Origin of the sequence: Roseibium marinum (assembly GCF_002906165.1) — a bacterium.
Lineage (GTDB): Bacteria > Pseudomonadota > Alphaproteobacteria > Rhizobiales > Stappiaceae > Roseibium > Roseibium marinum.
The window spans coordinates 409,736-423,483 of sequence record NZ_PPCN01000001.1; the positions used below are offsets into that span (position 1 = coordinate 409,736).

Genomic DNA, 13,748 nt, shown 5'->3' on the forward strand with positions numbered 1-13,748 from the left:
GATGATGCGCCTCGCCGAATATCGCTCGACCGCCTCCCTACTGGCAGATTTTCTTCCGTGGGCGGCGCTCGTCTCGGAGGGCGTCATCCTCAACAAGGATGGCAGTCTGCAACGCACCGCAAAGTTTCGGGGGCCTGACCTCGACTCCGCGACACCGTCAGAGCTCGTCGCCGTGTCTGGCCGCCTCAACAACGCCCTTCGCCGGCTCGGATCGGGCTGGGCGGTGTTCGTCGAAGCGCAGCGGGCGCCGGCGCGCGACTATCCGCTCTCACATTTTCCCGATGCCGTTTCCGCCCTCGTCGATGCGGAGCGCCGGGCTCAATTCGAGGAGGCGTCGAGTCATTTCGAAAGCAGCTACTTCCTCACTTTCGTCTGGATGCCGCCGCTTGACGATACGAGCCGCGCGGGACGATGGCTCTATGAGGACGCGCCTTACAGCAGCCTCAATCCGCAAGAGCATGTCGAGAGCTTTTCGGCGCGAACAGATCGTCTGCTCGATCTCCTGGACGGCTTCATGGCGGAGGCCGCCTGGCTCTCCGACGAAGAGACACTGACCTTTCTGCATTCGACCGTGTCGACGCGCCGCCAGCGCGTGCGCGTCCCGGAAACGCCGATGCATCTCGATGCGCTCCTGGCCGATAGCGCGCTTGTCGGCGGGTTGGCGCCGAGTTTGGGCGGGGCGCATCTGCGCAGCCTCTCCATCATCGGATTCCCCACGGCCACATGGCCGGGGCTGCTGGATGAGCTCAACAGTCAACCCTTCGAATATCGCTGGGTCACGCGCGCTATCTGCCTCGACAAGACCGACGCCACCAAACTGCTGACGCGCATTCGCCGGCAATGGTTCGCTAAGCGCAAATCCGTCGCCGCGATCCTGAAAGAGGTGATGACCAACGAGGCGTCGACGCTGCTCGATAGCGACGCGGCGAACAAGGCCGCCGACGCCGATGAAGCCTTGCAAGAGCTGGGCGCCGACATGGCGGGCGCCGCCTACATCACCGCTACAGTGACCGTCTGGGATGAGGACGAAGCTGTCGCGGACGCAAAGCTAAAGGCGGCGGAAAAAGTCATTCAGGGTCGTGACTTCACCTGCATGCCCGAGACTTTGAACGCGATTGAGGCGTGGCTCGGCTCGTTGCCTGGCCATCTCTACGCCAATGTCCGTCAACCGCCAGTATCCACGCTCAATCTCGTTCACATGATTCCGATTTCGGCAGTGTGGGCGGGACCGGCGCGCAACGATCATCTGGATGGCCCGCCGCTCTTCTATGCGGAGACGGAAGGCTCGACCCCGTTCCGCTTTTCGCTCCATGTCGGCGATGTCGGGCACACGCTGGTCGTCGGTCCGACCGGCTCGGGCAAATCCGTGTTGCTGGCGTTGATGGCGCTGCAATTTCGTCGCTACGGGCGTAGCCAAGTCTTCGCCTTCGATTTCGGCGGCTCGATCCGCTGTGCGACCGTCGCCTGTGGTGGCGACTGGCAGGATCTCGCCGGCGGGCTCTCAGATGACGAAGCCGCCGTCCAGCTTCAGCCGCTGCGCAACATCGACGATATCGGCGAACGCGCCTGGGCGCAGGACTGGTTGTCCGGCCTGATCGCGCGCGAAGGCGTCACCATCGATCCGGTTGCACGGGATCATCTCTGGTCGGCGCTGACGTCGCTCGCCTCGGCGCCCGTCGGAGAACGAACGCTCACGGGGCTATCCGTCCTGTTGCAGTCGACCGAACTCAAACAGGCGCTCGCGCCATTCTGTCTTGGCGGTCCCTTCGGGCGTTTGCTCGACGCCGAAACCGAAGAGCTCGGAACAGCCGACTTCCAGGCCTTCGAAACCGAGGGGCTGATCGGGTCCCCGGCGACGCCCGCCGTGCTCGCCTATCTGTTTCATCGGATCGAGGATCGCCTCGACGGACGGCCGAGCCTCATCATCGTCGATGAAGGCTGGCTCGCGCTCGATGACGGGACGTTTGGCGGGCAGCTCCGTGAGTGGTTGAAGACGTTGAGGAAGAAGAACGCCTCCGTCCTCTTCGCCACGCAATCTCTCGCTGATATCGACAATTCCGCGATTGCACCCGCCATCGTCGAGAGCTGCCCGACGCGCATCTTCCTGCCGAACGAACGCGCCTTCGAGCCTCAGATCGCCGACATCTACCGCCGCTTCGGCCTCAATGAACGCCAGATCGAGATCGTCGCGCGGGCCATGCCGAAGCGCGACTATTACTGCCAGTCGCGGCGCGGCAATCGGCTTTTCTCGCTCGGCCTCGGCGAGGTCGCGCTCGCCTTCACGGCCGCATCCTCGAAGACCGATCACGCCGCCATCACCGAAATCCTCGCCGAACACGGACGAGACGGTTTCGCCGCAGCCTGGCTCGCCCGTCGCGGCCTCGATTGGGCCGTCGAACTGCTCGGCCCAATCCCCGCTCCAAATGCCTCAACCCAAACTCAGGAGACTACTCATGCGTAAGAAAATCGCCGCCCTCATGCTGACCGGGGCCATCGCTTTGGCACCGATGCAACCGGCCTATGCGCTATTCGGCGTCGGCGACGTTGTCATCGATCCGACCAACCTCGCGCAGAATATTCTCACCGCCGCACGCACCCTCGAAATGATCAACAATCAGATCATGCAGCTTCAGAACGAGGCGCAGATGTTGATCAACCAGGGACGCAACCTGACCAATCTGCCTCACTCATCGTTGGCGCGTCTCCGCTCGATCATGCAGCAGACGGAAGATCTGTTGGGCGAGGCGCAGCGCGTTGGATACGTCGTCTCCGAAATCGAACGCGTCTTCTCAGAACAATATGGAGACGCCGCAGCAACGGGCGATTTCGCCGCCATGAACGCCAATGCCGAGGCGCGCTGGCGGACCTCGGTTGCAGGCTATGAAGACGCATTGAAGGTCCAGGCCGGCGTCGTCGGCAATATTGAAGCGACGCGCACGGAATTGAGCACTCTCGTCTCGCAAAGCCAGGGTGCGGTCGGCGCCTTGCAGGCAGCGCAGGCGGGCAATCAACTGCTCGCATTGCAAAGCCAGCAGATGATGGACCTAACCGCCGCCATCGCCGCGCAGAACCGTGCGGACGCGCTGGACGCGGCTCGGCACGCCTCCGCTGAAGCGCAGGGGCGGGAGAACCTCAGCCGTTTCCTCGATTACGGGACCGGCTACACGCCAACCGCCGTCAGCATGTTCCGGTAAGTTCCGTGCGCAGTTCTCCCGACCAAATCATCAGGCTCGTCGCAGTCGCCCTGGGCGGGCTCGCTGCACTCTTCGCCGCGGTTGAGCTGGCGAACACGGTCGCTCCGGAAACGCCGGCGAGACCGTCGGCGAGCAACGATCCGTTGCAGGCTGCGCTTGCAAGCTGCCGGACGATGACGCCGGAAGAGCTGGACACCGACAAGTCCTGTCGCGCCGCTTGGGCTGAGCAACGCCGCCGATTTCTCGGGCTTCCCGACGACGAGCCCGAGAAGGAGTAGGACATGGGCGGCGTAGGCGTCATCGACCGGTTCCTGCAGGTCTTCACCTCCTACATCGACAGCGGCTTCGGCCTGCTCGGCGGCGACGTCGCCTTCCTCGCAACGACGCTGATCGTCATCGACGTGACGCTCGCCGCGCTCTTCTGGGCCTGGGGTGCCGACGACATTCTCGCCCGGCTCATCAAGAAAACGCTCTTCGTCGGCGTCTTCGCCTACATCATTGGCAACTGGAACGCACTCGCCCGCATCGTTTTCGAAAGCTTCGCCGGGCTTGGCCTCATCGCTTCGGGCGGCAGTCTCAGCCCCGGCGAGCTGCTTCAGCCCGGCCGCATCGCGGAGATCGGCCTTGATGCCGGCCGTCCGATTCTCACATCGATTTCCGATCTGATGGGGTTCGTCTCCTTCTTCGAGAATTTCCTCCAGATCATCATCCTGCTGTTCGCCTGGCTGGTCGTCCTCCTGTCCTTCTTCATTCTGGCGATCCAGCTCTTCGTCACGCTGATCGAGTTCAAGCTCGCCACGCTGGCTGGCTTCATCCTCGTGCCATTCGGCCTCTTCAACAAAACCGCCTTCATGGCCGAGCGGGTGCTGGGATTGGTGATCTCGTCCGGCGTCAAGGTGCTGGTGCTTGCCGTGATCGTCGGCATCGGCTCGACCATCTTTGGCGAGTTCACCGCCGGGTTCGCGGGCGAGCCGACCATAGAGGACGCCATGGCCATCGTTCTGGCCGCGCTTTCGATGCTCGCGCTCGGCATCTTCGGTCCGGGCATCGCCAACGGCATCGTCTCGGGCGGACCGCAACTCGGCGCAGGCGCGGCGGTTGGCGCCGGTCTCGCCGCCGGCGGGCTTGCTGTCGGCGGGGTCGCTGGCACCCGGATGGCCGTGGGAGCAGCCGGCGCCGGAGCACGGGGCGCGGCGGCAGTCGCTGGTGGCGCCTCGACGGCCTACAGCATGGGAAACGCGGCCGCTGGCGGCGGCGCTTCCGGTGTCGCCGCCGGTCTCGCTAGCGTTGGAAAAGCGGGCGTCAGCGCCGCAACGAACCCACTTCGCCGTTCCATGAGCGAAAGCTACCGCTCAGGTTCGCGCGCAGCCTTCGAAGCGACCGGCGGCAAGTTCAGCAACAGCCCCGAGCCCGCCACGTCGACGAACGACGGGCCGCCAGCCTGGGCGCGCCGCATGAAACAACAGCAAACCCTTCACCACGGCGCCGCCGTCGCCGCCCATGCCGTTCGCTCTGGCGACCATGGCGGCGGCGGGACCGCTGTCAGCCTTTCGGAGAAATCATGATGTTCCGTCGCCCGAGCGTTCGCTATTCGAAAACCCCCGAGCCCGTCACGCCCTACCAGAAAGCCGCACAGATCTGGGACGAACGCATCGGGTCCGCCCGCGTGCAAGCCAGGAACTGGCGACTGATGGCGTTCGGCTCGTTGCTGCTCTCAGGCGGGCTTAGCGCCGCGCTTGTCTGGCAGTCCACACAAGGGACGATCACGCCCTATGTCGTCGAGGTGGACAGGCTCGGCGCGGCGCAAGCCGTGGCGCCCGCCGCCGCCGACTTCCGACCGACCGATCCGCAGATCGCTTACCACCTCTCGCGCTTCATCGAGAATGTGCGCCAAATCCCGGCCGATCCGATCGTGCTGCGCCAGAACTGGCTGCACGCTTACGACTTCACGACCGACAGAGGTGCGCTGGCGCTCAACGACTACGCAAGGGTGAACGACCCCTTCGCCAAGATCGGTGACACGCAGATCTCCGTCGAGGTCTCCAGCGTTATCCGCGCCTCCGAGAGCAGCTTCCGCGTCGCCTGGATCGAGCGCCGCTACGCCAACGGCCAACTCGCCGCGACCGAACGCTGGACCGCCATTCTCACCATCGTTCTGCAGCAGCCACGCGATGCCGAGCGCCTGCGTAAAAACCCACTCGGCATCTTCGTCAACGCCATCAACTGGTCCCGGGAGTCCGCCCAATGATAAAAACACTTCGCCTGAACAGAGCCTCCATGACGGTCCTCCTCGCCGCGACAGCGCTCTCCGGATGCGCGACGTTCAAGCCGCCCGAAATCGCCTACGACACCCCTCCGATCGAAGCGACGCTGCTCCCGGAACCGGAGCGTCCGGTGCGGATCGTCGAGCGCACCAGCCCTCTGCCGCTGCCCGGTCAACTCAAGCCGCTCAATGGGGGAGAGAGAGCTCCGGAATCTGCCGATCCCGCCGAACGGGTGAGCGAAGCGAACGCCGCCGCTCGCATGGAGCCGGTGCGCGACGGCTTCATCAACGCCGTCCAACTCTATCCTTACAGCGAGGGCGCACTCTATCAGGTCTACGCATCGCCGGGGCAGGTCACCGATATCGCCCTGCAGCCCGGGGAGAGCCTTGTTGGCTCCGGACCGATCGCGGCCGGCGACACGGCGCGCTGGATCATCGGCGACACGCAAAGCGGTTCAGGGGATGATCAGCGCATCCATATCCTGGTCAAACCCACGCGGCCCGATCTTCAGACCAATCTCGTCATCAATACCGACAAGCGGACCTATCATCTCGAACTGAGGGCGAATCCGTCCGCCTATATGGCGTCCGTATCCTGGACCTATGCCGAGGATGCTTTGATCGCGCTCAGGCGGCGCAACGCCGAGGCGGAAGCAGCCTTGCCGATCGGACGCGATGTCGCACTGGATTCCTTGCGCTTCCGCTATCGGATCGAGGGCGACCGCGCGCCCTGGCGGCCGCTTCGCGCTTTCGATGATGGGCGGCAGGTCTTCATCGAGTTCCCGCGCGGGATCGGTCAGGGGGAAATGCCGCCGCTCTTCGTCATCGGACCGGAAGGCGAAGGCCAGCTCGTCAACTACCGCATCGCCCGCAACTACATGATCGTCGATCAGCTTTTCGCCGCCGCCGAACTGCGGCTTGGCGACAGGCAGAAACGTGTGCGGATCGTCCGTACCGATGGGGTGAACCGCGACACCCGTACCGCGTCGCGTCCTGGCGCCGTGGGGCCGCGCAAATGAGCGAGGATAAAGAACTCCGTGAGGAAAAAGAGATCGCCGCCGCTTTGCGGCTGCGCGCCGATCCGCCAAGGGTCATGCGTCTCTCGCGTCGCACGCTAACGGTGCTTGGTGCGGTCGGTGGCCTCGGTCTCGGCGCAATCCTGATCGTCACTTTACAAGACCGCAAACCCGTCCATGGACCGCCGGAGCTCTATTCGACCGAGCGCATTCAGGCGGCCGAAGGTCTGTCGCGCCTTCCGACCGACTATACACGCATACCTCAACTTGGACCGCCACTGCCCGGTGAGCTCGGGCGGCCGATCCTGTCAGCTCAACAACGCGGTCAGCCCGTGCCGGCGGTCGTCACTGCGCCTGCCGTCGATCCTGACGAACAGCGCCGGTTGCAGGAGTTGGAGGCAGCCCGGCTCAGTCGTCTTTTCGCCGAAGCCAAGACCGCCATTGGCGAACAACCGCAATCTTCGCCGGTGGTCACTCCCGTGCTGTCCGGCACCGGATCATTCTTTCCCGCGAGTGCTACGGACACCTCTCCAGACGCGACAGACAGGCGGCAAGCATTTCTCGACGAGCCCGCTGATCGTCGCACGACGAGCGCCGATCGGCTCATCGATCCGCCAAGTCCTTACGTGGTCCAGGCAGGCGCAGTCATCCCGGCAGCGTTGGTCACGGGTCTGCGCTCGGACCTTCCTGGTCAGATCACCGCCCAGGTGACATCCAATGTCTATGACAGCCCAACCGGGCGCTTCCTGCTGATCCCGCAAGGCGCGCGCCTCATCGGTGAATACGATAGCCGCGTTGCCTTTGGACAGAGCCGCGTGCTGTTGGCCTGGACGCGCCTGATCCTAACCAATGGACGTTCCATCGTGCTCGAACGCCAGCCCGGTGCCGACCAGGCCGGCTATGCCGGCCTCGAAGACGGCGTGAACAACCACTGGGGCCAGTTATTCATGGCGGCCGGCCTCGCCACTGTCCTGAATATCGGCGTGGAACTGGGCGCCGACGATGACGATGACATCGCTCGCGCCATTCGTGAGGGAACCCAGGACACAATCGGGCGCGCCGGAGACGAAATCGTCCGCCGTCAGATTTCCATCCCGCCGACCTTGACCATTCGCCCCGGATTCCCAGTGCGCGTGATGGTCACGCGTGACCTCATCCTCGAACCCTATCGGAATTGATCCATGAGCAAACTAAAACTCGGCGCCATACCTGATGACAAACCTGTCAAACTGAACATTGAGCTTCCCGCCGATGTGCATCGCGATCTTGTCGCCTACGCTGACGTGCTGGCCCGTGAGACCGGGCAGAAGAACGAGCCCGCAAAACTGATTGCTCCCATGCTTGCGCGTTTCATGGCCACAGATCGCGGGTTTGCAAAAGCCCGCAAAGGAAACGATCTGCGCTTCCCAGCGCATGGGGCATCAACCACGGCAGACAGCGGCGTTTGACATCGCGCGCGCCATACTCAGGAGGCGACGGAGTGCCGGATTGTCGTTCCGGGGAGACCAGATCGCGCTAAACGAAATTGTTTCACCAGCAATCGGTCGATAAACAACGCCTGGGTAACTCGCGACGGTTGTCGCTTCGCTCGTGAGTGTGAGCCCTCTGCCCACGGCTACGAGGGATAGAAGATTGTCCCGACTTACCTGCTGAGTGTCGATCTCGGGTTGATGGTCGAGGTTAGCAAGACGGCTCATAAGAAAGTCATGGATATCCGGACCCGGTCCTGTTCGAGGAACAATAAAGCGTTGAGACTTCAAATTATGCCAGCTTAACTCATCCTTTTCGACAAGGGGGTGACCCTGAGGAAGCACTGCAAACACCCGTTCTGACCACAGCAGATCAGTCTCACAGTTTGAGCATTCCCTCGTTCCCGTGATGAACGCTACATCAATCTGAATCTGCCTGACCGCTGCTATATGCTCCGTTGGGTTTCCATCAATGAAGGCGATGTGAACCCCATCATGATCCTTGCAAAATGCCCTTAGCAGATCAGGTAAGAATCCAGATGCAAGCGACGAAAATATGCCGACCTTGATTCGTCCATCGGCGCAGCACCCAATCGCTGTAAGATCTCTGATGCCTTCGCCAATTTGGTGGAGCGCGCTTCGGGCCCTCTCGAGAAATCGCTGACCAGCCAAAGTGAGGCAGACTCCATTATTGTGTCGCTGGAACAGAGAGACGCCGAGGCGATCCTCAAGATCCCGCACAGTACGACTGATGGTCGATTCCTGGACTTCAAGAGCAGCTGCGGCCTTTCGAAAGCTACCGTACTCATGAGCGTACACAAAGTAATGAAGATGACGGAGTTCGATTGGAGGAGACGGAATCCCCATGGCACGTTCTCATTTCATCAGCGCTTTGTTAACCCGATCCCGTAACGCTTCGAATGTATTCGCGTAGCGTCGTTGCGCCGCGCTCCGGACTATTGGGTGTTTCCACCAAACCATCCACAACGACTGCGGTCATGCAGGCGTATGATGCAGCAGCAGCCCTCGAGAAACCGATCTGCGTGAAAACCTCCTCCCATGCATTGCGGGGGATCGTTTCAACCGCCACCTTCTTGCCAAACACCCCCGCCAGCGCATCCGCCACGTCCTGAGGCATGTAGCGATCCGGCCCTTCGATATGACGCAAGGCGACATCATCGACGGGCTCCAGCAGGCGGCGTGCAGCCGCTTCACCCAAGTCTTCCGGAGCGACCATCGAAAGCATGAGATCCGCCGGAAAGAAGCTTTGCAGTACCGCGCCCTCGCGGACAGCTTCGATCATGCCGCACCAGTTGCTCATATAGTAAGCCCCGCGATTGATCGCGGCCGGGATCGGTTGGGCGCGCAGGTGCTCTTCAAACTCAAAGAGGACGGTCAGATCGCCGCATCTCTCGCCGGGGCGAGCGCCATAGGTCGAAGCGGCCACAACTTTCTCGAGACCGGACCCGTCCAGAGCTGTGATGATCGCTGCGACATTTGCACGTTCCTCAACGTCGGTATCGCCGGAGGGGTCGGCTGGTGGATTGATCAGGAACGCCCTTTGCCCTGAACGGAAGACTTCGCGCAACCTCGTCACATCCCGAATGTTGGCAACAGCAACTTCCGCGCCTGCCTTCTGAAGGGCGACTGCTTTCTTTTTATTGCGCGTAACAACCGTGACCTGTTCGCCCCGCCTTAGTAGCGAGCGGGCGACGGCCGAACCGACCTGTCCTGTTCCTCCAAGAATGATGTACAACTGGACGCTCCTATTCTTCGAACCAAACATTATCCTGATATCAGAGCGCTGCGACAGAAGATGTCAGGAACAGGTCAGATGTCAGCTTCTGGCTCCGCAGCGTGATACTCTGCGAGCAGGACACGGCGCGGCCTCGGCAACCTGTCTTCCAGAGCGTGAAACGAGGTGATCCGATCCAGACGGAAGTGCCTAAAAGCCTCCCGGCACTCACACCAGGCGACCATGATCTCTGTTTCAGCAAAAAAACCCAGCGCCGTCGGCCATACGATCCGCTCAGTCACCTGTTCTGATGTGTCGCGGTAGGTGATCCGGACTTTTCGCTCGCTAACTATCGCTTTTCGGACACGGCCGACCAGCTCCGCTTCATCACGGCCGGTTGGTCCGACCGCAAGTCCGTTCGTCCGCATCACGCGCTCGGTTTCGGGGTCGAGTATCGCAGCTATTTTTCCAAGCGTCGTCCCGGCTGCATCAGCAAGCTCCTGATCGGCGCGCTTGGCAACGAAACGTAACCCGAGGAGCAGGGCATCGGCTTCCAAATCCGTCAAGGCAAGCGGCGGTAGAAAGAACCCGGGCTTCAGGATGAAGCCGACACCCGCCTCGCCCTCAATGGGGGCACCAAGTTCCCTTAACGTGCCAATATCGCGATAGATTGTGCGATCCGAGAGATCGAATTGGCGCGCCAGCTCGATAGCCGTCACGGGTCGCTTTCGTACCCGAAGAGTTTGCAGAATGGCGAGAAGGCGACCCGTTCTTTTAGGCATTGTTTATTGTTTCAAAAACTTCCATTGCATTGAAATACTGGACTTAGGGCGTAAGCACATTCGAGAAAGCTGTCCGGTCGCATTGACAGGTGAGCATCGTGAGGAGACTGGCAAGCGCGTCCTCATAGGCTCTTGCATCCGCCCCGGCATTGCAGGCGAGCACGGCCCTGTCGAACATCGCTGAGACAAGATCGGCGATCGTATCGACCTGTGCCGGCGGCGTGTCGGGTTGCAATGCGTCCTCGATGCCTTGGCGCAATTCTCGTCCCCCCGTTTCCAGATCAATCCGCCGCATTACCTCCGCTCCCAGAATGGCCGGACCATCGAGAAGCATCAAACGCACCCGATGGGGGTCCTGCATCGCGACAAAGTAGGATCTCGCACCCAGAAGCAGGGCGGCGTGCGGCGTTTCGGCACCGGACGAACCTTGTTCGATTTCTGCGGCTATCTGCGCGGCCTCCAGTTCCACGATCGCCTGGAACAAGGCCTTTTTGTCCTTAAAATGGTGGTAGAGTGCGCCGCGTGTCACACCCGCCCTTTCGACGACCTCGGGCGTGCCGGTCGCCGCGTAACCCTTCTCGAGAAACAGTTCACGCGCGGCCGCAAGCAGTACGCCTCGCGTCTCTTGGCTCCGGTCGGCGTTGGAACGTCGCTCTTGCATGCATGCAGCCTGTATGTTATTTCCCAGATACATACAGACAGTATGTTTATTTCAGTGGGAGCGCAAGCGATGAAAACGACGCAGTACTATCCGGTCCTTATGGTGGCGAATGTTGCCGAGGTCAGCGCCTTCTATCAGGTGCATTTTGGCTTCATCCCGCAGTTCAAGAGCGATTGGTATGTGCATCTCCAATCCAGCGCCGACGAAAAGGTCAACCTGGCCATCCTGGACGCCAATCACGAAACCATACCGAAAGACGCTCGGGGCAGCCTTGCTTCAGGACTGCTTCTGAACTTCGAGGTTCCCGATGTTGATGCGATTTACGCGGAGATGACTACGAAGGATTTGCCAATCCTCCTCGCCCTGCGCGACGAGCCATTCGGCCAGCGGCACTTCATCACGCACGACCCGGCTGGTGTGCTGCTTGACGTAATCACACCAATCCCGCCGAGCGAGGAATTTCTTGCCCAATATCAGACCGACGCAGTGCCTAGCTAAGTCGAACTCGTGTTTTATCGTCGCTGCCAATACCCCGTTCACCGAGCGGTTGGAGGCGAGAATAATTGATCTATCGGGTTCGGAAATCCGACGAAATTCGAGCTTTGGCGAAGCACTTCGCCCCGACAAATGCGAATATCTGGGAATTCCAGAAAAGCCTGCAATCAGGAGCAGCACCGTAATTCCCAAGGCACCGGCGTGCGAACGTATACACGAAGCGGAAGCAACGCATCAGACTGGGACTGCAGGCCATTCTAATGGCGTCACAATGGGTGGGAGGCCCAGCTTTTGGTTGGAAGTTGGCGCACCCGACAGGATTCGAACCTGTGGCCTTCGCCTTCGGAGGGCGACGCTCTATCCAGCTGAGCTACGGGTGCATACCGTTCGCGAGGTGCTTACGCCATGCTTACGCGAGATTTTCGTCGGCCTAAAGAGCGAACCCGACATCCACTCAAGCCGTTGTTTAGTCACTTCTTTCTTCCAACACCAGCAACCACCGCCAGACTTGACATCCGCCTTCGGAGGGCAGCGCTCTATCCAGCTGAGCTACGGGTGCGTGCGCGTCGCGGTCAGGCCGCGCGGCGGATAGAGCGACCTGATACTAGATCGGGCGGTTGCAGGCAATGGCTTTGTGAGAATTTGGGCAGGATATCCCGCCGGCCGCCGGTGACTGCGGCGGGTGCTCGGCGGCGCGGTCCCCGGGGTGGGTCCCCGGGTGCGGTCATTGAGGATGGTTTTGGAGCCTGATCCCGAGGCCCTGTCCCGGCTATCTGGTACGGGAATCCGTTGGGGTCCGGCACGGGGACCAGCCGGGGCGGGCCTCCAGCAGAAATCTTCAGTTCACGGTGATACGGAGCCGGCCGGGATGCGTATAGAGGCAAAGAAACTGTAGATAAAATGTACCGAACATGACCAAACCCGGCTGCTGCCGAAATCCTGTCCTGATCCCTGGGGATCAGCTGTGACCAGTGCGACCCGGCTGAAAGGAAAGCCGCGTGTGAACCGGGTCGGCGCGGCAAGGTCGAAGATGAAGGCGGAAAAATGAATGACCGCGTAAACAGTGCCAGCGGCAGTCCCGCCCGCCTCCATACCGGTGACATCGTCTGACGGCGCTGCGAGGCGCGACCGGCCGGCATCCGTGCCTTGGATCCTGAGCGTTATTTAGGAAACCAAAAAAAAACGCGCAGCCAATAAGACTGCGCGAATAAAGTTACTGTGCACGTGGCCCCATCGACCACGGCGGCAACTCTACCGGCATCTTTCGCGAATGTCATTACCGTAAAATATTTTATTTTTTGATTCACTGTAATGCGACTGATCGTTATTCATACTGAGTTGACTGTGAAACTAGTGAAAATTGCGATGACCGGCGCAAAAGCAAAGTTTTATAGACACCGCCGAAAGAAAATAGCACCGATTGACGTGGATCACCTGTCGCTCGAAGCGGAATAATTATTGGCAATTTTGTCCATGGTGTTTTTTGCTTGGGAGGGTTGTTCCCGAAACCTGCACACGCGTGACGCCCCTGCGGATGAAGCCCAGTTCCTTCGCGGCTGCGCGGGTCACATCGATCACGCGGCTCTTGGCGAAAGGCCCACGGTCGTTGATGCGCACGGTCACCGCCTTGCCGTTGGCGAGATTGGTGACCCTGACCAGGGTGCCGAAAGGCAAAGTCCGGTGCGCCGCAGTCAGTCCGGAGGGATCGGCCCGTTCGCCGCTCGCCGTCACGCCGCCAAGCTTGTACCAGGAAGCCTTGCCGCATTGCTGAAAAGCGCCGGCCGAAGCCGGTGCGCCAGGGCTCAGGCAAAGCAAAGCGAGGGCCCAAAGGACAGCCCCGCGGCGCCCCCGTGAACGGATTGATAAACGCATATTTGTCCCTTCAAGCCGGAAAAGCGCCACTTGCGGAATTGCGACCGGATTTTTCAAGCTTTTGGTTACCATTAGGCACGGGCGCCTATAAGACGGGAGCGTGATCAAAATGTGACGTGTTTTCAGAAGCAAGGAATCCTGAAAGAAGTAATTGAATAAAATTTTACTTAAATTGAAGGCAATTCAACACAAGTCTTGTTAATTATAGTTTTTCATAGATTTGTGGGTATTTTGCGGTGCTCTGAATTCCCAAATAAACTG

At 60.8% G+C, this 13,748-nt stretch carries 14 protein-coding genes and 1 tRNA gene; 9 read left to right on the forward strand and 6 right to left on the reverse strand.

Annotated elements, in window-relative coordinates; translation table 11 throughout:
- Position 1: 1 nt before the first annotated feature.
- Genes trbE through CLV41_RS01975 form a run of 8 tightly spaced genes read left to right on the forward strand, consistent with a single transcriptional unit; the run spans position 2 to position 7,921 of the window.
- Positions 2-2,461 carry a conjugal transfer protein TrbE gene (trbE, locus tag CLV41_RS01940; RefSeq protein WP_103220589.1) on the forward strand — a complete coding sequence of 820 codons (2,460 nt, stop codon included), beginning with the start codon at positions 2-4 and terminating at the stop codon, positions 2,459-2,461.
- Positions 2,454-3,194 (forward strand): P-type conjugative transfer protein TrbJ, encoded by a 741-nt coding sequence (trbJ, locus tag CLV41_RS01945; protein WP_208987225.1) that lies wholly within the window; start codon positions 2,454-2,456, stop codon positions 3,192-3,194. The genes trbE and trbJ overlap by 8 nt, the downstream gene beginning before the upstream one ends.
- Before the next feature lie 5 nt (positions 3,195-3,199).
- Entirely contained in the window at positions 3,200-3,472 is a 273-nt protein-coding gene (gene trbK-alt, locus CLV41_RS01950) for a putative entry exclusion protein TrbK-alt (RefSeq protein ID WP_103220591.1), read from the forward strand.
- 3 nt (positions 3,473-3,475) lie between these two features.
- Positions 3,476-4,759 (forward strand): P-type conjugative transfer protein TrbL, encoded by a 1,284-nt coding sequence (gene trbL / locus CLV41_RS01955; protein WP_103220592.1) that lies wholly within the window; start codon positions 3,476-3,478, stop codon positions 4,757-4,759.
- The gene (trbF, locus tag CLV41_RS01960; RefSeq protein WP_103220593.1) at positions 4,759-5,442 is read left to right on the forward strand and encodes a conjugal transfer protein TrbF; all 684 of its coding nucleotides are present in this window, start codon (positions 4,759-4,761) and stop codon (positions 5,440-5,442) included. Before trbL ends, trbF begins: the two co-directional genes overlap by 1 nt.
- A complete protein-coding gene (trbG, locus tag CLV41_RS01965; protein ID WP_103220594.1) occupies positions 5,439-6,476 on the forward strand; it encodes a P-type conjugative transfer protein TrbG in 1,038 nt (345 codons plus the stop codon). The genes trbF and trbG overlap by 4 nt, the downstream gene beginning before the upstream one ends.
- Positions 6,473-7,651 carry a TrbI/VirB10 family protein gene (locus tag CLV41_RS01970; RefSeq protein WP_103220595.1) on the forward strand — a complete coding sequence of 393 codons (1,179 nt, stop codon included), beginning with the start codon at positions 6,473-6,475 and terminating at the stop codon, positions 7,649-7,651. The genes trbG and CLV41_RS01970 overlap by 4 nt, the downstream gene beginning before the upstream one ends.
- Positions 7,652-7,654: 3 nt before the next feature.
- The gene (locus CLV41_RS01975; protein WP_103220596.1) at positions 7,655-7,921 is read left to right on the forward strand and encodes a DUF2274 domain-containing protein; all 267 of its coding nucleotides are present in this window, start codon (positions 7,655-7,657) and stop codon (positions 7,919-7,921) included.
- Here the strand turns inward: CLV41_RS01975 and CLV41_RS01980 are convergent.
- From CLV41_RS01980 to CLV41_RS01995, 4 genes are all read right to left on the reverse strand, one after another.
- Positions 7,895-8,809 (reverse strand): LysR family transcriptional regulator, encoded by a 915-nt coding sequence (locus CLV41_RS01980; RefSeq protein WP_103220597.1) that lies wholly within the window; start codon positions 8,807-8,809, stop codon positions 7,895-7,897. The genes CLV41_RS01975 and CLV41_RS01980 overlap by 27 nt on opposite strands.
- Positions 8,810-8,837: 28 nt before the next feature.
- Positions 8,838-9,698, reverse strand: coding sequence for an NmrA family NAD(P)-binding protein (locus CLV41_RS01985; RefSeq protein WP_103220598.1), 861 nt, complete (start codon positions 9,696-9,698; stop codon positions 8,838-8,840).
- A 74-nt stretch (positions 9,699-9,772) separates the two neighbouring features.
- Positions 9,773-10,459, reverse strand: a complete 687-nt coding sequence (locus CLV41_RS01990) for a helix-turn-helix transcriptional regulator (protein WP_103220599.1) — start codon at positions 10,457-10,459, stop codon at positions 9,773-9,775.
- Between the two features lie 43 nt (positions 10,460-10,502).
- A complete protein-coding gene (locus CLV41_RS01995; RefSeq protein ID WP_103220600.1) occupies positions 10,503-11,120 on the reverse strand; it encodes a TetR/AcrR family transcriptional regulator in 618 nt (205 codons plus the stop codon).
- A gap of 69 nt (positions 11,121-11,189) precedes the next feature.
- On the opposite strand from CLV41_RS01995, the gene CLV41_RS02000 reads away from it, so the two are divergent.
- On the forward strand, positions 11,190-11,618 hold the full coding sequence (locus CLV41_RS02000; RefSeq protein ID WP_103220601.1) for a VOC family protein: 429 nt from the start codon (positions 11,190-11,192) through the stop codon (positions 11,616-11,618).
- A gap of 300 nt (positions 11,619-11,918) precedes the next feature.
- Here CLV41_RS02000 and CLV41_RS02005 read toward each other — a convergent pair.
- Positions 11,919-11,995 (reverse strand) — tRNA-Arg (locus tag CLV41_RS02005).
- A 1,075-nt stretch (positions 11,996-13,070) separates the two neighbouring features.
- Positions 13,071-13,487 carry a septal ring lytic transglycosylase RlpA family protein gene (locus CLV41_RS02020; protein ID WP_103221477.1) on the reverse strand — a complete coding sequence of 139 codons (417 nt, stop codon included), beginning with the start codon at positions 13,485-13,487 and terminating at the stop codon, positions 13,071-13,073.
- Between the last annotated feature and the right edge of the window lie 261 nt (positions 13,488-13,748).